A 21,506-nucleotide genomic window follows, 5' to 3' on the forward strand; every position below is an offset into this window, starting at 1 on the left:
CCATTATGACAAAAGTACTCATGGTTTGCTTGGGCAATATTTGCCGCTCACCATTGGCTGAAGGCATCCTAAAGTCTAAACTCCCAGATTCAGGCTACCTAGTAGATTCAGCAGGTACAGGTAATTACCATATTGGCGATTTACCAGACCAACGGTCTATTGATGTGGCCAAAAAATATGGTCTTGATATTACCAACCAACGAGGCAGACAATTTAGCGTCAGAGATTTTGACGAATTCGATATGATTTATGTCATGGATAATTCAAATTTCGAAAATGTGATAAAACTAGCTCGAAATGCACAAGATATTTCAAAAGTAAATTACATTTTAAATGAAATTTATCCAAATCAAAACCATAGCGTTCCAGACCCTTATACAGGAGGTCCTCAAGGTTTTGAAGCTACATTTAAAATGTTGGATGAGGCCTGTGAGGAAATTGCAGCCAAACTTATCAAGCAGCAACAAAATTAATTATTACTAATTCGTTTCTTTTTTTGTAATTTGGTAGCAAAACGCCAAAAAACATGAAAACAAGAAACACTACCCTACTTTTTATAGCAACTTTATTAAGTTTCGCTGTTTTTTCTCAAGAGATTGATATTGATTTATTTGCATCTGGCTTCAATAGCCCTGTGAGTATAAAACATGCTGGTGACAGTAGATTATTTGTTGTCGAGCAAGGTGGCGTTATTAAAATAGTCAATTCTGATGGATCTGTTAATGCTACACCGTTTCTGGATATCGATTCTAGAGTGATTGACACTGGAAATGAACGCGGCCTTTTAGGTTTAGCTTTCCATCCACAATATATGTCCAATGGCTTTTTCTTTGTAAACTATATAAACAATAGCGGTAATACGGTTGTGTCACGGTTTATTGCTAATCCTCCTGATGGCAATATAGCCGACCCCAATACCGAAGATATTATATTGACCATTACCCAACCCTTTTCCAATCATAATGGTGGCGACATAGCATTTGGAAGCGATGGCTACTTATATATTGCCACTGGTGATGGTGGATCGGGTGGTGACCCCAACAACAATGCACAAAATTTAAATTCTATGTTGGGAAAAATGCTTCGCATTAACATAAATAGTGCTGAAGGCGGAAATAACTATGCTATTCCTGCGGACAATCCATTTGTTGGCAATGGGGCTGCGCTTGATGAAATTTGGTTTTATGGTTTAAGAAATCCTTGGCGATTCTCATTCGATAGTCAAACAAATGACATGTGGATTGGCGATGTGGGTCAAGGAAACATTGAAGAAATTGATTTTGTAGAATCCACCTCTACTGGAGGTGAAAATTTTGGTTGGCGTTGTTATGAAGGAAATGCTACTTACAATACTTCTGGATGCCCTGATGCAAACACCTTAACTTTCCCTGTGGCTCAATATACGCATTCTGGAAGTGGTCCATTTAAATGCTCCATTACCGGTGGTTACCGATACAGAGGCACACTTTATCCAAATTTTTCTGGACTTTACTTTTTTGCCGATTATTGTAGTAACGAAATAGGCACATTGACTCCTAATGGAAGTGGATGGGACATGGCATTTTCTAATCAATTTACAGGAAATGGATGGACAACTTTTGGAGAGGCCATTGATGGCGAATTATATATTGCCGGTAGAAATTCAGGAAATGTATACCATATTGTCGATAACAGCTTAAGTATTGATGAATATTCAAAATCCGAGTTTAGTTTATATCCTAATCCAGCTAAAGGATTTATCACTATTGAGTCTAATGATAATAAAGCCATCAATACTGTTAATATATACTCACTGCATGGTAAAATAGTCAAATCCATTAATTTTAATGGTCTAAATCAAGCAGAAATCAATACAACAGATCTAGCTAAAGGCGTGTATCTTACAGAAATAATCTCGGACAAATCATCGAAAGAAATTAAAAAATTAGTTATCAATTAATGACAAACAAACTTGGGAAACTGTATTTAATCCCTACAACATTAGGTGACAACTATCCATTGGAAGTATTACCGATTACTGTCAAAAATACAATTGAAAAATTAGATACTTTTATTGTTGAAAATGAAAAATCGGCCAGACGATTCATCAAAAAAATAACCCCTTCAAAGAAACAGTCCGAACTCAAACTATATGTACTTAATAAACATACTGATCCATCAGAACTACCTACTTTTATTGAAAGCTGTCTTAAAGGTCTTGACATAGGATTGCTATCTGAAGCAGGCTGTCCAGCTATTGCTGACCCTGGAGCCGACATTGTTGGTTTGGCCCACAAAGAAAATATTCAAGTTATTCCTCTAGTAGGTCCGTCTTCTATTATTATGGCATTAATGGCATCTGGCATGAATGGCCAGAGTTTTGCTTTTAATGGCTATTTGCCCATAGATAAGAATGCCCGAAAATCAGAACTACTGCGATTGGAAAAATTATCCCAACAACAAAATCAATCCCAATTATTTATCGAGACTCCTTATAGAAATAATGCCATGTTGGAGGATATATGCAAAACCCTAAATGATAATACATTAGTATGCGTTGCTTGCGATATTACATTACCAACAGAATATATAAAAACGAAAACAGTAAGAAATTGGAAAAAAAATAGTGCTGACCTTCATAAAAGACCAGCACTGTTTATTATTCATAAAAACTAATTGAAATTAAGCTTTTAATTTCACTTTTGCTTTTCTATTAGGCTTAACCATTGATGTATCATAACCAGAAAACTTTTTGATGTAATGTTGGATGGTAGTCCCAAAAGCATCTGCAAACACATCAGAACCATAACTTCTCAGGTATTTTTTGACATTTCCTGGACCTGCTAAATGGGCAGCAGCTAAAATACCAGACTCTGTAATGTGAATACCATTTATGGTTTTGCCAACAAATTTGTCAATGTCCTTTCTTAGAATCCATTTGTTACGTTCCGCATTTGCTAAAAATGCCTTTTCTTGGATTTCTGGATTGTTTAAAAAATGTGTTAGATTATAAACACCAATCATTTTAAGGGTTTCTTTACCAAATTGGTACTTTCCTAAATATCCAAAGGTGTTTACTGTAAAATAATCTCCACCTGACTCTTTAAAACCTAGAGCTTCTTTAAAACCTACAAACGATTTTCCTAATGTAGGCGAAAATGGTTTATACGTTTTTTCAAGTGGTAACATGGTCGATTCTGAAGGATCTAATTCGTTGTCATTTGTGTATGACAAGTCATTAGCAGAATAATCATTAGATGTAATCGCTTTATTCGTTTTAAACGAACTGAATAATAAGACACATATTGTAAGCGATAGGGCTATTAGACTTCCAATATTTTTTCTCATAATTTTAAATTTCTTCAACACATTTCTTGAGGGAAAAATGTTTTGAAATTTTCAGCGTGCAAAGGTATGATGTTTTTTTAAATATTGAAAATTAATCGATTAAGTACCTTAAAAGTAGATTCCGTGTAGTAAAATGCCATTTTCTTCGTTGAACTCCAAAGCCGGGAATGGTACTTTTATCGTATTAAAAATGCAGAATATCGATCGCAAAACATGAGAATTTGTTTTAATTCGGGTCAAATCAATATCCAAACTCAAGTAATATTGTCGGACTCTATTTTGGTTCACAAAAGCACCATTTAATGTTTCATTCTCACCAGTCAACATACCATCTGCCCCATAACCAAAAGCAACATTTAGCCATTTGGGAATTTTATCATTCTTTATGAAAGAATGCACATTAAAACTCAACCAGTAAGTTTGCCCATTATAATCCTTTAGAAACTCTTCTGAAAGCCCATCTCCCAATTTATCTGGTCTTTGCGAAGCATACTGGGTTTGATGAAATGAATACTTCATTGTAATACGCTGTTCTTTCCACAACAACTCTTGACCAACAAACAAGCCTGTGCCTACGGCATTAGCAGCCATATCTCCCCAAGAAAATCCCCATTCTTCTGAAAAACCGTCAAAGATCTCAACAGCCGTTAAAAAAGTAAATCCCAAAGTGCCTCCGTAAATCAATTGATCTCTTCTACTAACACCACTCCAATTCAGCACACTTGCTCCCAGCCGACCAATTTGATAGGCAGAATACACATGGCCCAGCTTATCCATTTGTAACCATTCACCATTATCATTGAGGGTATGAAATTTGGATCGCGGATAATCTTGATACCATAATTGGTCTAAAGCCAGTAATGATATAGCACCCAAACTTGCCTCAGAAATAACCACAGCATTCCTTCTAGGTTTGTTTAGAGAATCACTGGGTTTAAGAAATAAGTTTATTTGAGATTGTGAATATGAGAAAAACACAAAAAAGCAAGCAACACTATTTATCCAAAGCTGTCTCAATAATATTAATTATAAATCCCTTGTGACGATAAATACCGTTGATATTCGCGTGCATTGGCATTATGCTGACTTAATGTTTTAGCAAACTTATGATAGCCGATACGTTGTGCATCAGCAGCAAAATACAGGTAACTGTGTTTTTCATAGTTTAAAACCGCATTAATGGCAGAAATATCAGGCATTGTGATTAATCCTGGTGGCAATCCCGCATATTTATAGGTGTTATACGGTGATTCTATTTCCTTATGCTTGTTAAGGACTCTTTTAATAACTATGTTTTGATATTCTGGTAATTGATACGCAGCAAACTTCAGTGTAGGGTCTGCCTGTAATGGAATACCCGCTCGTAATCTGTTTATATATACGCCAGCCACGCGCGGTTGTTCTTCTTTCTTTTTGGATTCCTCATAAACAATTGAAGCCAAAGTCATAACGTCATTTTGAGTCATGTTTAAAGATTCGGCTTTGGATTTTTTGTCTTCTGACCAAAATCTATTGTATTCAGTTAGCATGCGCTCCCGAAACTGATTGGCAGATGTATTCCATTTAAATTCATAACTGTTCGGTAAGTACATTCCCAAAGCCGTTAGATTGGAAAAGCCATTTTCAGTCAAAAAAGCCTCATCTTTCATGGCTTGAATTAAAGACAGACTATCAGCTTCTATTTGTGAACCAATTCGACCCGCCAAATTCTCCAACGATTCCTGATTATTAAAGGTTACGGTTATTGGCAGGTTATTTATCCTAATGGAATTAATAATATCATTATTATTCATATTCTTTTTTATAGCATAACGACCTGCTTTTACGTTTGTCGTGTATTGCTTACGTTCAGCTAGAGCATCAAATCCATTAATATCTTTTAGTAATGGTATAAGTTGCTCGCGAACCTCATCATAATTGGCGTTAGTAGGAATATAAATATAGGCTTCTTCATTATTGAAAGCTGTATTGGGCTCAAACATTGCACTATACACGTAGTAGGCAAAATAGGCCGCTACTGCCAACCCAATCAATGCTATAGCCCAAAGTATTTTTTTGATATACATTTACTTATTAATTAATTGTAATAAATATTCATTCTTAAAACTGGCACCATCAAAATTCCAATCTTGCTTCAATCCAATTTCAACAAATCCTTGTCCCTTGAATAATTGAAGACTGGTATGGTTTTCTTCTGAAATGTTACAAAAGAGCTGATGTAAGTGCAATTGGCCAAAGCTATAATTAATCAATAACTTAAGCGCTTCTTTGCCATATCCCTGATAACGATCGTGTTCTGATTTTATTAAAATTCCCAAACCAGCACGTTTGTTTTTAAAGTCAAAATTGAATAAATCAATGAGTCCCAAAGTTTGATTATTATAATCTGAAATAACCAATCGCAACTGCTTCACCTCATAAATATCTTTGTGGGCATTTTCGAGATATTGTTTTATTAGATATCTGGAGTAAGGTGTTTGTGTGTTGCTTAATTCCCATAGATTCTCATCATTCTCTATTTCAAAGATAAACTCCAAGTCTTCGGGCTCCAATGCCCTTAAAAAAATATGTTCCCCTTTAAGCGTTACCATGAAATCTCACCTTTAAAAACTTGGATAGCTGGTCCTTGTAACCAAATATCGGTATAACCTTTACCACTTTGCTTAAAAGACACCTTCAACTCTCCACCAGGAGTTTGCAGCGTAATATCATTAGTGGTTGTTTCACCTATAGTATGCATAGCCAAAGCCACAGCTGTAACACCAGTTCCGCAGGATAATGTTTCGTCTTCGACACCACGCTCATAGGTTCTGACTGAAAAATTGTCATTCGACAGCTTACTCACAAAATTCACATTACTACCAGCTTCAAAATATGGCGAACCATATCTAATTTTTGAACCCAATGACTTAATATTTAATTCTTGAAGATTATTATTTAGTTCCACATGATGTGGCGAACCTGTATTCAAAAAGACATGATTTTCATGTTTTTCAATATTATTAACATCCTGCATATGCAAACGAACGATACCATTTTCAATAACCGCCTGATGCTCTCCATCAATAGCCATAAAAGATGTCTGTTTATCAATCAAACCTAAAAAATTAGCAAAGGCTACAATACAACGTCCACCATTTCCACACATAGAGCTTTCATTACCATCAGCGTTAAAGTACACCATCTTAAAATCCAAAGTATCATGATTTTCAAGCAAAATAAGACCATCGGCTCCAATGCCAAAACGTCTGTCACATAAATGCTTAATCCGTTTGGTATCATTTTTGTCGAAAATCAATTGCCGATTGTCAATGATTACAAAGTCATTTCCGGTGCCTTGATATTTATAAAATGTCAGTGTCATAATGCAAGGCAAATATATGAATATTATCACGTATTAAACCTTGTTAAATAGGCGTTAATTCTGACGTTAAAAAAAGTTAAATATCAAATTATGTTTCAATAAAAAATTAATTTTAATCGTTATTCATTTAATTAAAACAATTTAGAACATGAAAAAGATTGCAACTTTAGTATTTGTTTCGGTATTAGGTGGATTTATTAGTTTATCAGCCTACAAATTATTTGTTGAAAACAACACTGAAAACACGATTACTCACAGTGAGGAACAACCTAATTTCATACCAACCAGTTATACGCATACGAACTTAAACAATGGAAATACCCTTCCTGGTTTTGTTGATGCAGCTGACAAGTCTATCCACGCTGTAGTCCATGTTAAAAACACAGCTATTGTATCCAGCCCAACTACTTTGGAAGATTTCTTCTACGGCAGACGTTCACAGCGTCCTCAAATAGGTACTGGAAGCGGTGTCATTATTGATAAAAACGGTTACATTATTACTAATAACCATGTAATTGATGGTGCCAGAGAAATATCAATTACCACAAATGACAATAAAATTTATGATGCCAAACTTATTGGTACAGATCCTAAAACCGATATTGCCCTTTTAAAGATTGAAGCAGATGAGGATTTGCCATACATTGTATTTGGTGATTCAGACCAAGCAAAAATTGGTGAATGGGTACTAGCTGTTGGAAACCCCTTTAATCTGACCTCAACCGTAACCGCGGGAATCATTAGTGCAAAATCCCGTGATCTTTCAGGTCAAAACTATCAGTCATTTATCCAAACCGATGCTGCTGTAAACCCTGGTAACTCTGGTGGTGCTTTGGTAAATGAAAATGGTGAATTGGTTGGTATTAACACAGCAATTTCATCGCAAACAGGTTCCTATATAGGATACTCTTTCGCTGTTCCTAGTAATATTGCCAGAAAAGTCGTAGAGGATATTATGGAATTTGGTGATGTGCAAAACGGCATATTAGGTGTTAACGGTTGGAGCTTAAACGGAGTCACTTCGGAAAAATTAGAAGTTAACCAAACTGAAGGATTTTACGTTGGCTCTGTAGATGAAAAATCTGGTGCTAAAAAAGCAGGTATTGAAAAAGGCGATATCATTACGCAAATAGATAATGTCAAGATTTCCAAGTTTGCAGATTTAACAGGATATCTCAATACCAAAAGACCTGGTGATATAGTTCAGGTGTCCTTCATTAGAAATAGCAATACTCAAATAGTGCCTGTTGAACTTTCCAATAGTGAAATTATGACCTTGGAATTTATGGATATTCAGGTTAAAAACATGTCGCAGGATATTAAGGATGAATACAATATTGACCATGGAGTCATGGTAACCAAGAACGACAACTACTGGTTGTACCAAAAAATTGGCTTGAACAGAGGCTATATTATTACAGACATCAATGATGTAACTATTAACAGTGTCGAAGACATTTCAAAACTAAAAAGTAAGTACGGTTCCAACTTTAGTGATAACATTGAAAAGTTAGGCATCATTAACAGACGTGGTCAAAAACAGAGTTTTATTTTCAGGTAGGAAGTAGGTACAGAAATATCAAAATCCCTTTAACAACTTTTAACGTTAAAGGGATTTTTTATTTTAAAAAATTGTAAACGAAAACGTTTGAAATGTGTTACTTTTGCAAAAAATTTAAAACAACACACTAAAATTTTAAACAATGAGTTTTAACGAAACTTATGAAAGCGAATTAGCATTTCAAGCAGACCGTAGACGTGCAACTGTTGAATTTATCAAAATTGTAAGCGATTTATGGTACGACAAGTCCATTGAATTGGTACTTTTTAGAAATCAGTTAATTGATAGAAATGTCAGCGAAATATTAAACTTACACGAGTATGCCTGTGAGTTTGTTCAAAAACCGATTTCTATCTTCGATTCTGTAGAAATTGCGCAAGCCATCAAAACATTGGATTTACCACCTGCTAAATTAGACATTGGTAAATTAACGTATGAGTATCATTTAGAGGAAAAAAAATTCAGCAACGCGTTAGCATTTGTAGCCGATAAACTCAATGGTGCCAAAACAGAAAAAGCTATTCAGCCAAAAGATGTGGTGTTGTATGGATTTGGTAGAATTGGTCGTTTGGTAGCAAGAGAACTTATGACCAAAACTGGTAAAGGAAGCCAATTGCGTTTACGCGCTATTGTAACCAGAGGTGACATCAATGAAACGGTTTTGGAAAAACGTGCATCGTTATTACGTAATGATTCTGTTCATGGAGATTTTTCTGGGACTGTAGTAGCGGATATTAAAAATGAGGCATTAATCATCAATGGTACAACGGTAAACATTATTTCTGCCAATGCTCCAGAAGAAATCGATTATACAGCCTATGGTATCAACAATGCTTTGGTAATCGATAATACTGGTGCCTTCAGAGATAAAGAAGCTTTATCAAGACATTTAACATCCAAAGGTGCTGACAAGGTTTTATTGACTGCTCCTGGAAAAGGCGTTCCGAATATTGTGCATGGTGTCAATCAAAAAGATCACAATCCAGACTCTGTTGATATTTTCTCGGCAGCATCTTGTACAACTAATGCTATTACTCCAGTTCTTAAAGCCATTGAAGATTCATTTGGTGTAAAAAGTGGTCATTTAGAAACCATTCACGCATATACCAACGATCAAAATTTAGTAGATAATTTCCATAAAAAATACCGTCGTGGTCGTGCTGCGGCACTAAACATGGTTATAACCGAAACAGGTGCTGGTAGTGCTGTTGCCAAGGCTTTACCTGAATTAGAAGGTAAGTTAACCTCTAATGCCATTCGTGTGCCTGTTCCAAATGGTTCTTTGGCTATTTTGAATTTGGAATTGGAAAAGGAAACCTCATTGGATGGCATCAATACCATCCTTAAAAAATATGCACTGGAAGGTGATTTGGTTGAGCAAATAAAATACGAATTGAGTGATGAGTTAGTATCCAGCGATATTGTTGGTAGCTCGGCTCCTGCTATTTATGATAGTAAAGCAACCATTGTTCGTGAAGATGGAAAAAATGCTATTTTATATATTTGGTATGATAATGAGTATGGCTATAGCCATCAGGTCATTAGATTGGCTAAATATATTGCCAAAGTAAGACGCTATACATATTATTAGTAGTCACAAAAAACCATTAAAAAAATCTTGCTTAAAATTAAGCAAGATTTTTTTTATTTTTCACGCAACCTTTTCCTACTTTTTGCATCTACTAATAAAATGACCAACTATGAAACAAAAACTCTTCAAACTATTTACTTTTTCCATTTCCTTAATCCTCATGGGCTGCTTTGGTTATAATGGAAACGATGACGACGATGGCCCAAACACTATTGATTGGCCACAATCTGCCTATAGTCCAGTCTTCATGGACAGGGAAGAATTTGAAACTACAACCGAACTTTTACCTCCACAAACCATTGTAAATTCTGGTAAAATCTACGTTAAAGATGCACTGTTATTTATCAATGAAGTACATGAAGGTTTTCACATTATCAATAATGCCAACCCTGAAAATCCACAGAACATTGCTTTTCTTAAAGTAATCGGCTCTTCAGATATCAGTATCAAAAACAATAGCCTTTACGTAGACAATGCGGTAGATTTAATTGCATTACGCATCAATGACACCTATGATAGTGTTGAAATAACCAAACGTATAACCGATATTTTCCCAAATCCTTTGGCTATTTCACCTGATGGGCATCAGGCAGCTTATTCCGAAGGACTTATTGTAGTAGATTGGGAGTTAAATGAATAAGACAGCTAACATGAAAAAATATATATTTATTATCATATCGCTATTATTTATAGGATGTGATTCAGATTCCAATAGTATCGACAATGGTTTTGCATCCAGTTCTGAAACTGGGCAAGGTGGATCATTGGCTCGATTCACAATTCTTAACGATTATTTGTACACAGTGGACAATCGGTATTTGAATGTCTTTAATATTTCAAATCCGGAGCAACCCGTACAAGTGAATACCGTAGAAATTGGTTTTAATATCGAAACCCTTTTTAATTATAAACAATACCTCTATATGGGATCTAGAAACGGCATGTATATTTACGGAATACAAAATCCTGAAATGCCCGAATATCTTTCCGATGTACAACACTTTACAGCTTGTGACCCTGTAATTGCTAACGATCAATTTGCTTTTGTGACATTAAAAGGCGGCAATCAATGTGGGACAAACCTGAACAAATTGGAAATTTATAATGTTACCGATATTGTAAATCCGGTATTGGTTTCCGAAAGAAACCTAACAGGTCCCATAGGATTGGGACTATTCAACAATTATTTGTTTGTATGCGATGATGAAGTTAAAATTTTTGATGTGTCTTACCCTGAAAATTCTGTTTTAATCACTGCCATTAACCGACAGGCTTTTGATGTAATTATTCAAGATGATTTACTCATTTTAATTGGCGCTAATGGCTTGTATCAGTATCGTTTAGATGAAAACAATATTGAAAACATTCAGGAATTAAGCGCACTTAACATCTAAATACGCATATTGTCCGTATATAAAAAAAGCCTCACCCAGTGAGGCTTTTTAATATATCTGTTTTTAACTAAACATAATTTCTTATTTTCGTAACACAACAAAACTTAACAAAAACCAAATGAAGACGTTAAACTTTCTAGCCATTGTACTTTTTATGCTATGTGGTTTCCAAACTCTACAAGCCCAAACCGAAACCAATGACGAAGACGACGGACTATCTTTAGACAACAGTACCATTAACAACCAGTTTGAATATGTACTGAAAAAGTCTGGAAACTTTAGAGGTACCAATGGTCAAATGTATGAAGCCGTAAACCGTAATATGTTGGAGACTTTACAGGCGCATACCAACGATTCGCTAAAAACCTTACGTAAGGATTTGGCTGACACCCAAACCATTGTTAATACCCAGGCCAAGGAAATAACCGATTTAAAAGCCAACCTGACCAATACACAGGAAAATCTGGATGCCACCAATAAAGAAAAAAACAATATGGCGCTTTTTGGTATGCAAATGAGCAAGTCCAGTTATAATGTATTGATGTGGTCTATTATTGCAGCGTTGCTAGCTTTATTATTGTTGTTTATTTATAAGTTTAAAAACAGTAATGCGGTTACCAAGGAAGCCAAAAAGAACCTGGCCGAAATTGAGGAAGAGTTTGACGAACATAGACGTACCGCTTTAGAGCGTGAACAAAAAGTAAGACGCCAATTACAAGATGAATTAAACAAACAAAAAGGCAGTTAATACATAGCTCCTTTAAAATCATAATAAAATCTGTAAGCACTTGTTTACAGATTTTTTTGTTTTAAAGTTAAAATCAACGAACTTCGTTGGTTAGTGATAAGTTATACGTCATTTAAACTAACCCGACCAAATAATGAAATTAAAACGAAATGGAACCTTTATCCTTCTAATAGCATTCCTGATATTAGGCTGTAAAAATGCTGAAAAGAAAACCGTAAAAGAATCTGATAATTCTGATTCTTATGTTTTAGTAAGTAATTGGCCTAATTTGCCAGACAATTTCACTTTAGGAAGTCCAACTGGATTAGGACTTGATAGCAAAGGAAATATAATTGCATTTCATCGTTCTGGTAGAGCTTGGGAAACTATGCCAATTTCACACTTGCCTTTAATTAAAGAAAATACTATATCAGTAATAGATTCTAAAACAGGTAAAATTCTTAATTCCTGGGGAGGCAATTTGTTCATAATGCCACACGGACTTGAAGTTGATAATGAAGATAATATTTGGGTTACTGACTGTGGACTTCACCAAGTTTTCAAATTTGATTTGAGTGGAAATTTATTAATGACCTTGGGAGAAGCTAAAGTTTCTGGAAATGATGCTGAACATTTCAATCTTCCTACTGACGTCGCAGTTACAGCCGATGGCTCTTTCTATGTAAGTGATGGATATGGTAACAGTCGTGTTATGAAATTTTCAAAAGATGGAACATACTTATTTGAATGGGGAAAATTCGGAAATAAACAAGGGGAATTCAATATTCCTCACGCAATTGACTTGGATGACTTGGGTAATGTTTATGTAGCTGACCGAGAAAACAATAGAATTCAAAAGTTTGACGGTAAAGGAAATTTCATTACTCTTTGGCAAAACGAAACAACTGACCAATTATATTCTGTAACCATTGACAATCATAAAAACCATCTTTTTGGAATAGACTATTGGATTGATAATGATACTATTATCAAAGGTTCTGATATTTTTCGCTTTGATTTGGATCTTAACCAACAATTACAATTTGGTAGAACCGGATATTACAACGGACCTGTAGCAAGATATCATGATATTCAAATTGATAATGAGGGTAATATTTATGTCGGAGATATTTTAGGAAATAGAATTCAGAAATTTGAATTAAAATAAAAACGAAGTGCAAAATTGGCTATAATCCATTACTTGTTTCATGCTAAACCAAAAAACATTTCAAGTATATTTGCAGTCTAAAGCAAGACTATGCGTATTGATATCATTACCGTTTTACCTGAACTCTTAAGTAGTCCATTTGAGGCATCTATTTTAAAACGCGCCATTAAGGCTAATTTGGTAGAGGTGCATTTTCATAATCTTCGGGATTATACAACAGACAACTATAAATCGGTGGATGACTACCAGTTTGGTGGTGGCGCAGGTATGGTCATGATGATTGAGCCCATAGATAAATGTATTTCGGGTTTAAAAGCCGAACGTAATTATGATGAGATTATCTATATGACACCAGATGGTGAAACCCTGAATCAAGGTATCGCCAATCAAATCTCGTTAAAGGAAAACATTATCATTTTGTGCGGTCATTACAAAGGGGTTGACCAACGTGTACGTGACCATTTTATAACCCGCGAAATCTCTATTGGTGATTATGTACTTTCTGGTGGCGAGTTAGGAGCAGCTGTGTTGTGCGATGCTGTAATTAGATTGATACCTGGTGTGCTAGGAAATGAGACTTCTGCCCTAACCGATTCGTTTCAAGACAATCTATTGGCGCCTCCAATTTATACGAGACCACGTAGCTATAAAGGTTGGGACGTACCAGAAGTCTTGTTTAGCGGCAACTTCCCAGAAATTGAAAAATGGCGTGAAGACAAAGCCTATCAACGCACCAAAAGCAGACGTCCTGATTTACTGGATGAGTAGTTTGGCTTAGAGAGCCTCAATCACCATAAAAAGAACATCTTAAAAAAATTAATTATTAATTGTTCATTATTAATTATTAATTATCTTTGCACCCAATTTCGGGTTAACCTCTGGCGAGAATCGTGAATGTTGTTTCGAATCAATACTATTAAATTTAAAGATATGGAATCTTTAGTAAAATTTGTACAAGACGAGTTTGTAACAAGAAAAGACTTCCCAGAGTTTAGTGCTGGTGATACTATTACGGTTTATTACGAGATTAGAGAAGGTGATAAAGTCCGTACACAGTTTTTTAGAGGCGTTGTAATCCAACGAAGAGGCACAGGTGCTTCCGAAACCTTTACGATTAGAAAAATGTCTGGAACTGTAGGCGTTGAGCGTATTTTCCCAGTAAACATGCCAGCTTTGCAAAAGGTTGAAGTGAACAAGCGTGGTAGCGTTCGAAGAGCACGTATTTACTACTTCAGAGGCTTGACTGGTAAGAAAGCAAGAATTAAAGAAAGCATGAAACGTTAATAATCAGTTGATAACGTAGGAAAGCCCTGTTTTTACAGGGCTTTTTTTATTAACAAAAGTTAATAACTCCGGTTTATAATTGGTTGATATCTAATGCCTTAAAAAATTTGGAATTTTAAAATGTCATACTATATTAGCTAAACGATTGAGGGACAACTTCGGTTGGTGTTAGTTTGAAAATAACTGCTTAACTCTTTAAATCGTATAAAGTAACGTTCTTTATAATAATTGTTTTTTGAGGTTTTGAAACGGTATGTGTAAGCATATTTAGTGAAGGAGCCAAGAAGCTTTAAAAGTGTTGCATGCTTCTGCAGGCAGTAACTGTAAAGTGGAAAGCTACGACTGGCAGTAGAATCGAAAGTGATAGCTGTGTAATAGTAGCAATGTATTGGATAGTGTGAGTCATGAAAATGGATTACGGTAGACAATAGATCAAGAAAAGCAATTAAACAAAAACATTTTTAGCAACAGGTCAATACATTTTGAAAGTTGTAACATTAAAAATGTTTTTTTGAAACCGAGTAACTTGAATTGAAAAGTGGGAAAGCAATTTCACACGAGAGAGCAGCAATGTTTTCTAGATCACGCCAAAGGTTTCGAAGAAAGCCATGTCAACAGCGGATTAAGTTCTAAAGTGATATGGCTTTTGTTTTTTATTTAGGTTATGTATCTTCACCCTTTGTTAAAACACTATGAATCTTCCCTTCATTTCCGATAAGACTTTTACAAAACAAGATTACCCAACGAATGAATTCCCAAAAGCAGAATACGACAGTTGCACTTTTGTAAATTGTAATTTTTCAGAATCCTATCTGTCCTATGTATCCTTTACGGATTGCGAGTTTTTAGATTGCGATTTAAGTGGTATCAAAATAAAAGACACACTTTTTAAGGATGTTATTTTCAAACAGTGCAAATTGCTAGGAGTGGACTTTAGCATATCCAGTGATTTTCTTTTCTCTATAAAAGCAGAAGATTGCAATTTTAGCTTTTCATCATTTTACGGTAAAAACCTGAACAAGCCACGTTTTAATAATTGTATTTTAGAACAAATTGATTTTACTAATGCGAATCTTTCGGAAGGCATTTTTCAAAATTGTCATTTGAAACACGCCATTTTTGATAATGCAAATTTGGAGAAAGCCGATTTAAGAACCGCTTTAGATTTTAGAATCAATCCTACCAATAATAAAATGAAGAATGCTAAATTTTCAAAAGAAGGCGCCCTAACGCTTTTGAATGATTTTCAAATAATTATTGATTGATTTTAGTATGTTTTTTATGATTTTTTTAAGACTTAAAAATTAAACTTACAAATAGCTTTGTAGTCTAAACATGCATTAACCTCAAGCACATGCGCAATATTATTCTAACCATCATTGGAATTCTGCTTATTGCAGGTTCATTTTTTGTAGCCAAAAAATTAATTGATAGTAAAACGAAACCTAAACCGGTAGCCAATAAAATCATTAAAACCGTTTTTACTGATACCGTAAAAAATTCAACCATCAACATCGTAATTCAAGCAAATGGTAGTTTGGTTGCCAAACGCCGAGTAGAATTATATGCAGAAGTGCAAGGGATTTTTAAATCAGGAAGCAAACTCTTTAAGCCTGGTCAGGAATACTCAAAAGGTGAAGCCCTTATTCGTATTGATGCTGCTGAATATTACGCCAGTGTTCAATCGGCTAAAAGTAATCTATACAATTCCATTGCCGCTATCATGCCTGACATTCGATTGGATTTTCCGGAAATGCATCAGAAATGGCAAGGGTATTTGAATACATTCGATTTAAATAAAACCACACCAAAACTTCCTGAAATAACATCGGATAAAGAAAATTACTTTATTACTGGTAGAGGAATCATCTCCAATTATTATGATGTTAAAAACCAGGAACAACGGTTAGCTAAATACAATATTACGGCGCCCTTCAGTGGTATTCTAACGGAAGCTTTGGTCACCGAAGGTTCTTTAATAAGAAGTGGGCAAAAATTGGGAGAATTTATTGATCCTAGTGTTTATGAAATGGAAGTAGCTTTAAGTAAGGCATATGCCAGTCTTCTAAAAGTTGGGGAATCTGTTACTTTAAGTAACCTAGAACATACAGAAAGTTACACAGGAAAAGTATCTCGCGTTAACGGTAGTATTGATGCTACAACCCAAACAATTACTGCTTTTATTGAAGTTTCGAATGATAATCTCAAAGAAGGCATGTATTTGGAAGCCAATTTGGATGCCAAAGACGAGCCGAATGCCATTGAAATCAGTAGAAATTTAATGTTGGATAATGACCAAATCTTTGTAGTTAGAGATAGTATATTGGACGTCATAGATGTTAAGCCTGTTTTTTATTCCGAATCTAAAGTGGTCTTAAAAAATGTCCCGGATGGAACAGTCATTTTGGACAAACCGGTTGTAGGTGCTTACTCGGGTATGCTTGTTCAACCATTCGTTGATACCAAAAACAAGCAGTAGACATGAGGAAGATTATTGCTTATTTTATTCGATATCATGTTGCCGTTAATGTATTCATTATTGCTTTTTTTGTATTTGGAGTTTTAGGCGTTCTTTCTTTGAAATCATCGTTTTTCCCATTGGTAGATTCCAAAATCATCAATGTCAATATCACATATCCAGGAGCTTCCCCTCAAGAAATTGAAGAAGGTATTGTACTTCAAATAGAAGATAATTTAAAAGGATTAAAGGGTATTGACCGTGTTACCTCCACTTCTAGTGAAAACAGTGGCGTTATAACTGTTGAAATTGAGAAAGGGGAAAATATCGATTTCATGCTATTGGAGGTTAAAAATGCCGTGGACCGAGTTCCGTCATTTCCAACAGGCATGGAACCATTAGTGGTCTCCAAACAAGAAGCTATTCGTGAAACTATTTCCTTTGCTTTAAGTGGAACCAATGTTCCTTTAAAGACGTTAAAGCAACTTGGCAGACAAATTGAAAACGACTTAAGAACCATTGATGGTATTTCTCAAGTAAGTGTAACAGGCTACCCTGAAGAAGAAATTGAAATTGCTGTTAATGAAACCGACTTATTAGCCTATGACCTCACCTTTAGTGATGTGGCACAAGCTGTGGCTTCATCCAATATTCTAATTACTGGTGGTAATATCAAAACGGATGCTGAAGAATATTTGATACGTGCCAACAACCGTTCTTACTATGGCGATGAACTTTCAAATATCGTTATCAAGGCGACACTAGATGGTAAAACGGTTCGCCTTAAAGATGTTGCTATTGTTAGAGATCGTTTTTCAGAAACACCCAATGCCACCTATTTTAATCAACAGCTATCCATAAACATTTCAGTTACAAGTACGAACACTGAAGATTTAATCTCCTCTGCTGATAAGGTTAAGGAATATATTGAAACCTATAACCAAAAACATGAGAACGTATCCTTAAATGTCGTTCGAGATCTCTCTATTACTCTGAATCAACGTACGCAATTATTGACGGAAAACGCCGTAATTGGTATGTTATTAGTATTAGTATTTTTGTCTTTATTTCTTAACACACGTTTGGCATTTTGGGTAGCCTTTGGATTGCCCATTTCTTTTTTGGGAATGTTCATATTTGCAGGTCAGTTTGATGTTACCATTAATGTCTTATCCTTATTTGGGATGATTATTGTCATTGGTATTCTGGTTGATGATGGTATTGTAATTGCAGAAAATATCTATCAACATTATGAAAAGGGCAAATCACCTATTCAGGCGGCTGTTGATGGCACCATGGAAGTGATACCGCCCGTTGTTTCAGCTATTATTACAACGCTTTTAGCATTTTCTCTATTCTTATTCCTGGAAAGTAGAATCGGTGAATTTTTTAGTGAAGTGTCAGTCATTGTTATTTTAACCTTGACCATATCTCTTGTTGAGGCTTTAATCATTTTACCAGCACATTTGGCGCACTCAAAAGCCTTAAGAAAACAAGTGCCTGAAGAAAATCCTTCAAAAACGAAACAGTTTTTTGCAAAAATGCGTGGTATTAATGCTCTTGGGGATAGAATCATGAAATTTTTAAGAGATAAGTTTTATACACCAGCTTTAAAATTTGTACTCGAATTCAAGGTACTATCGCTAGGAATTTTTATCGCACTTTTAGTTTTAACCTTCGGTTCTATTGGTGGCGGCATTATAGGTGTAACACTATTTCCCACTATTGCCAGTGACCGCGTTTCTATTGAATTGGATATGCCCAATGGAACCAATGTAAAAGTGACCGATTCCATTATCTCGATGATTGAGGAAAAGGCGTTAATTGCCAATAGCGAGTTCACTGAAGAATATCTAAAAGGAACGGGAAAAGAACTTTTTGAGAACACCATCTTGTCTTTAAATAGTAGTTCAAGTGCCAGTTTGACAATCAATATGCTACCAGGAGAAGAACGGCCTGATGAAATTAATGCGTCATTGGTTGCCAATAGAGTTCGGGAACTGGTTGGTCCAGTCATTGGAACGGAGCGCTTAATCTTTGGCTCAGGAGGAAATTTTGGGGGCAGTCCTGTTTCTGTTGCCCTGTTGGGAAATAATATTGAGGAATTAAAAGCTGCTAAAGTGGAGCTAAAAGATGTCTTGGATAAAAACCCACTACTCAAAGATATTGAGGATAATGACCCTGCGGGTATTAAAGAAATTCGTCTGGAGTTAAAAGAAAGCGCCTACCTTCTAGGATTAGATCTTTCAACGGTTATGTCTCAAATTCGAGCCGGTTTCTTTGGAGCCCAATCACAACGCTTCCAAAGAGGACAAGATGAAATTAGAGTTTGGGTCCGCTATGATAGAGATAATCGGGCATCTATTAACAATTTAGAAGATATGCGCATCGCAACTCCTTCAGGTGAGCGTGTAACTTTAAAAGATATTGCCACCTATACTATTGAGCGCGGTGATGTGGCTATTAATCATTTGGAAGGTAAACGTGAAATTAATATTTCGGCAGACTTAAAAGATCCGAGTTCCAGCGCAACCGATATTTTAGACGATATAAGAAATAATACCATTCCAGAATTACAATCAAAATATCCTACTATTTCAGCGTCATTTGAAGGTCAAAATCGTGAAGCGCAAAAATTATCATCGTCTTTAGCTCGAGCAGGTATTCCTATTCTTTTATTAATTTATATAACAATTGCCTTCACCTTCAGAAGTTACAGTCAGCCAATTCTATTACTCTTGTTGGTGCCGTTTAGTTTAACATCAGTAGCATGGGGACACTGGTTGCTAGGATTTCCAGTTAATGTTTTATCACTTTTAGGAATCATAGCGCTTATAGGTATTATGGTCAACGATGGCCTCGTTTTAATAGGTAAATTCAATAGTAACCTTAAGGAAGGATTACCATTTGATATTGCATTAACTGAAGCTGGTAAATCCAGATTTAGAGCCATTTTCTTAACTTCATTAACAACAATTGCCGGATTAGCGCCACTTCTATTGGAGAAAAGCAGACAGGCCCAATTTTTAAAACCGATGGCCATTTCAATTTCATTTGGTATAGGTTATGCCACCATATTGACCTTATTGGTATTACCTTTATTTTTATCATTTAGCAATAGCATCAAGAAAAATGCCAAATGGTTAATTACTAACAAGAATGTAACTAAAGAAGAAGTTGAAAGGGCGATTAAAGAATTAAAAGAAGAACATGAGTATTAAGCATTTTATTTTTTATGGGTTGTTTTTAAGTTCGTTACACCTATTCTCTCAAGAAATTTTGACTACAAATCAAGCTTTTGAGTTAGCACTGGAACATAATTATGGTATTAAAATAACCAATAATGCGGTTGAAGTTGCAGAAAATAACACAAGTATTCTAAATTCAGGCTATCTACCTATAGTTACTGGAAATGCAGGTGCTAATTATAATTTAGACAACACTGAAGCAAAATTTTCCAATGGTGAAACTACAACATTATCAGGTGCTGAAAGCTCAAACTATAATGCCTCTTTAAATCTGAATTATACCATTTTTGATGGTATGGGAAGACAGTACAATATTCAACGATTTCAAGAAGAATATTCCTTATCAAAACTGGATGCTCGTGCAACCATTGAAAATGTGGTTTTACAACTTTTTACAGTTTATTATTCCGTAGTCCGAATTTCAGAAAACACAACAGCACTGGAACAAACATTCAGCATTTCTAAAGATAGACTCAAACGCGCAGAATATCAATTTGAATACGGACAAGACACTAAATTAGGGGTTTTGAATGCTCGAGTAGATATTAATAATGACAGCATTAACCTCATAAACATCAAACAGCAACTCAAAAATACCAAAAGAGACCTGAATGTTATTTTAGGTGCCCAATTAAATGATGATTTCAATGTAGAAACAGACATGGATTTTCTATTAGAATTGAACAAAGAAGACCTAATGTCAAAAACCAAGGCGAATAATGTTGCGCTTTTACAGGCTGATAAAAACATTTCAATAAGTGAAATTGATATTAGATCCAGTAAAGCACGATATTTACCAACTCTGGGACTAACAGGTTCCTATGGCTGGAACAAAAGCAATAATAATGCGGCGGCATTTGTTTCAGAGGTAACGGGTGACGGTCTATCGGCTGGTTTAAGTCTCAATTGGAATATATTTGATGGTGGCAGCACTGCAACCCAAATCAAAAACACAAAGATACTTCTGGAAAATCAAAAAATATTAAAGGAAGAACTCGAAATAACCATAGAACGAGACTTCAATAATGCATGGGATGATTATCAAAATAAATTACTGATCTATAATGTTCAAGAAAATAATATCCAAACATTCTTGGACAATTTCAATAGAACTGAAGAAAAATATAAACTGGGACAAGCTACTTCTTTAGAATTTAGACAGGCACAATTAAATTTGCGTAATGCTGAAATTAGTAGAAATCAAGCAAAATATGATGCAAAAATTGCCGAGTTGACCGTTTTACAAATGAGCGGTGAATTATTGAATATTGATTTTTAACTTCACGGAAACCATTCCTTTTACTGGCAATTTAATACGATTACCAACTTCATAATCTTTTAGATTTTGTTATATTTGCAATTCTGTAAATTTTTGCAATTACTT

20 protein-coding genes are annotated in these 21,506 nt (G+C 35.1%); 15 read left to right on the forward strand and 5 right to left on the reverse strand.

The annotated features are described in order from the left end of the window. The first annotated feature begins 5 nt into the window (after positions 1 to 5). The 3 genes from C1T31_RS11210 to C1T31_RS11220 are packed head-to-tail and all read left to right on the forward strand — an operon-like array spanning position 6 to position 2,655. Complete coding sequence (locus C1T31_RS11210; protein WP_243398940.1) at positions 6 to 473, forward strand: low molecular weight protein-tyrosine-phosphatase; 468 nt, start codon at positions 6 to 8, stop codon at positions 471 to 473. Positions 474 to 526: 53 nt separating this feature from the next. After that, a complete protein-coding gene (locus C1T31_RS11215; protein WP_103052581.1) occupies positions 527 to 1,939 on the forward strand; it encodes a PQQ-dependent sugar dehydrogenase in 1,413 nt (470 codons plus the stop codon). Next, positions 1,939 to 2,655, forward strand: coding sequence for an SAM-dependent methyltransferase (locus C1T31_RS11220; RefSeq protein WP_103052582.1), 717 nt, complete (start codon positions 1,939 to 1,941; stop codon positions 2,653 to 2,655). Before C1T31_RS11215 ends, C1T31_RS11220 begins: the two co-directional genes overlap by 1 nt. Positions 2,656 to 2,661: 6 nt before the next feature. Here the strand turns inward: C1T31_RS11220 and C1T31_RS11225 are convergent, their stop codons facing one another. The 5 genes from C1T31_RS11225 to dapF all read right to left on the reverse strand — a co-directional run bounded on the left by C1T31_RS11225 (position 2,662) and on the right by dapF (position 6,691). After that, positions 2,662 to 3,327, reverse strand: coding sequence for a peptidoglycan-binding protein LysM (locus C1T31_RS11225; RefSeq protein WP_103052583.1), 666 nt, complete (start codon positions 3,325 to 3,327; stop codon positions 2,662 to 2,664). Positions 3,328 to 3,435: 108 nt separating this feature from the next. Beyond that, on the reverse strand, positions 3,436 to 4,344 hold the full coding sequence (locus tag C1T31_RS11230; protein WP_103052584.1) for a DUF2279 domain-containing protein: 909 nt from the start codon (positions 4,342 to 4,344) through the stop codon (positions 3,436 to 3,438). A gap of 5 nt (positions 4,345 to 4,349) precedes the next feature. Next, positions 4,350 to 5,393, reverse strand: coding sequence for an endolytic transglycosylase MltG (mltG, locus tag C1T31_RS11235; RefSeq protein WP_103052585.1), 1,044 nt, complete (start codon positions 5,391 to 5,393; stop codon positions 4,350 to 4,352). Continuing rightward, positions 5,394 to 5,918, reverse strand: coding sequence for a GNAT family N-acetyltransferase (locus tag C1T31_RS11240; protein ID WP_103052586.1), 525 nt, complete (start codon positions 5,916 to 5,918; stop codon positions 5,394 to 5,396). It abuts the gene before it with no gap. Beyond that, complete coding sequence (gene dapF / locus C1T31_RS11245; protein WP_103052587.1) at positions 5,912 to 6,691, reverse strand: diaminopimelate epimerase; 780 nt, start codon at positions 6,689 to 6,691, stop codon at positions 5,912 to 5,914. Before dapF ends, C1T31_RS11240 begins: the two co-directional genes overlap by 7 nt. Before the next feature lie 148 nt (positions 6,692 to 6,839). Between dapF and C1T31_RS11250 the strand changes: the two genes are divergently transcribed. From C1T31_RS11250 to C1T31_RS11305, 12 genes are all read left to right on the forward strand, one after another. Continuing rightward, on the forward strand, positions 6,840 to 8,252 hold the full coding sequence (locus C1T31_RS11250; RefSeq protein WP_103052588.1) for a trypsin-like peptidase domain-containing protein: 1,413 nt from the start codon (positions 6,840 to 6,842) through the stop codon (positions 8,250 to 8,252). Between the two features lie 142 nt (positions 8,253 to 8,394). Beyond that, positions 8,395 to 9,843 (forward strand): glyceraldehyde-3-phosphate dehydrogenase, encoded by a 1,449-nt coding sequence (locus tag C1T31_RS11255; RefSeq protein ID WP_103052589.1) that lies wholly within the window; start codon positions 8,395 to 8,397, stop codon positions 9,841 to 9,843. Between the two features lie 109 nt (positions 9,844 to 9,952). After that, on the forward strand, positions 9,953 to 10,483 hold the full coding sequence (locus C1T31_RS11260; protein ID WP_103052590.1) for a hypothetical protein: 531 nt from the start codon (positions 9,953 to 9,955) through the stop codon (positions 10,481 to 10,483). Positions 10,484 to 10,493: 10 nt separating this feature from the next. After that, a complete protein-coding gene (locus C1T31_RS11265; RefSeq protein WP_123912669.1) occupies positions 10,494 to 11,237 on the forward strand; it encodes an LVIVD repeat-containing protein in 744 nt (247 codons plus the stop codon). A 118-nt stretch (positions 11,238 to 11,355) separates the two neighbouring features. Next, complete coding sequence (locus C1T31_RS11270; protein ID WP_103052592.1) at positions 11,356 to 11,985, forward strand: tRNA (guanine-N1)-methyltransferase; 630 nt, start codon at positions 11,356 to 11,358, stop codon at positions 11,983 to 11,985. Between the two features lie 133 nt (positions 11,986 to 12,118). Continuing rightward, positions 12,119 to 13,132: a peptidyl-alpha-hydroxyglycine alpha-amidating lyase family protein gene (locus tag C1T31_RS11275; protein WP_103052593.1), complete on the forward strand. Its 1,014-nt coding sequence runs from the start codon at positions 12,119 to 12,121 to the stop codon at positions 13,130 to 13,132. Positions 13,133 to 13,222: 90 nt separating this feature from the next. Further along, positions 13,223 to 13,900 (forward strand): tRNA (guanosine(37)-N1)-methyltransferase TrmD, encoded by a 678-nt coding sequence (gene trmD / locus C1T31_RS11280; protein WP_103052594.1) that lies wholly within the window; start codon positions 13,223 to 13,225, stop codon positions 13,898 to 13,900. 162 nt (positions 13,901 to 14,062) lie between these two features. Beyond that, positions 14,063 to 14,416, forward strand: coding sequence for a 50S ribosomal protein L19 (gene rplS, locus C1T31_RS11285; protein ID WP_103052626.1), 354 nt, complete (start codon positions 14,063 to 14,065; stop codon positions 14,414 to 14,416). Positions 14,417 to 15,108: 692 nt separating this feature from the next. Further along, complete coding sequence (locus C1T31_RS11290) at positions 15,109 to 15,681, forward strand: pentapeptide repeat-containing protein (RefSeq protein ID WP_103052595.1); 573 nt, start codon at positions 15,109 to 15,111, stop codon at positions 15,679 to 15,681. Between the two features lie 89 nt (positions 15,682 to 15,770). Continuing rightward, positions 15,771 to 16,895, forward strand: coding sequence for an efflux RND transporter periplasmic adaptor subunit (locus C1T31_RS11295; RefSeq protein WP_103052596.1), 1,125 nt, complete (start codon positions 15,771 to 15,773; stop codon positions 16,893 to 16,895). Positions 16,896 to 16,897: 2 nt separating this feature from the next. Continuing rightward, the gene (locus tag C1T31_RS11300; RefSeq protein WP_103052597.1) at positions 16,898 to 20,095 is read left to right on the forward strand and encodes an efflux RND transporter permease subunit; all 3,198 of its coding nucleotides are present in this window, start codon (positions 16,898 to 16,900) and stop codon (positions 20,093 to 20,095) included. Continuing rightward, on the forward strand, positions 20,085 to 21,401 hold the full coding sequence (locus C1T31_RS11305; protein WP_103052598.1) for a TolC family protein: 1,317 nt from the start codon (positions 20,085 to 20,087) through the stop codon (positions 21,399 to 21,401). Before C1T31_RS11300 ends, C1T31_RS11305 begins: the two co-directional genes overlap by 11 nt. The last annotated feature ends 105 nt before the right edge of the window (positions 21,402 to 21,506 follow it).

The sequence above is a fragment of the Hanstruepera neustonica genome (assembly GCF_002895005.1).
Taxonomy (GTDB): domain Bacteria; phylum Bacteroidota; class Bacteroidia; order Flavobacteriales; family Flavobacteriaceae; genus Hanstruepera; species Hanstruepera neustonica.